This window comes from Vibrio viridaestus, assembly GCF_003856525.1.
Taxonomy (GTDB): Bacteria; Pseudomonadota; Gammaproteobacteria; order Enterobacterales; family Vibrionaceae; genus Vibrio; species Vibrio viridaestus.
On the sequence record NZ_RJVQ01000180.1, the window covers coordinates 1 to 362 of the forward strand.

The window sequence follows — 362 nt, forward strand, 5'->3', positions numbered from 1 at the left end:
CCTACATCAATAGAGGCAAAACAGAACTTTTTGATGAGGGAGCAGAAGATGATCTTGAAGTAGAATTCTTGAATACAACGATGAATGAGTAAGAAGCGGAAAAAGAAAATACACGCTGTAAAGCCTTGTAAAAAGGCTGCTCAAAGAGTTTATTTTAATCGCATAAAACAGCTGAGCCAAATGCTTGGTTGCGACGACGCATTGCGTATTCTGACAAAGCAGGAGGTAGCTAAAATTTATTCACAACGAATGCATTTTACGAAGCCTAAAGTGAAGGCAGGGTATCAAATTAGCAGGAAGAAAATGAGATTCTACACTCATTTTTGTCAACTGTTTTGCAGGCAGGAAGAATATGTTTTTGT

At 37.8% G+C, this 362-nt stretch carries 1 protein-coding gene; it reads left to right on the plus strand.

Annotation, left to right across the window (positions count from 1 at the left end):
- Nucleotides 1-84: 84 nt before the first annotated feature.
- Nucleotides 85-362 (plus strand): hypothetical protein (locus EES38_RS23405; protein ID WP_208020514.1); only part of this gene is annotated, 278 nt, incomplete at its 3' end.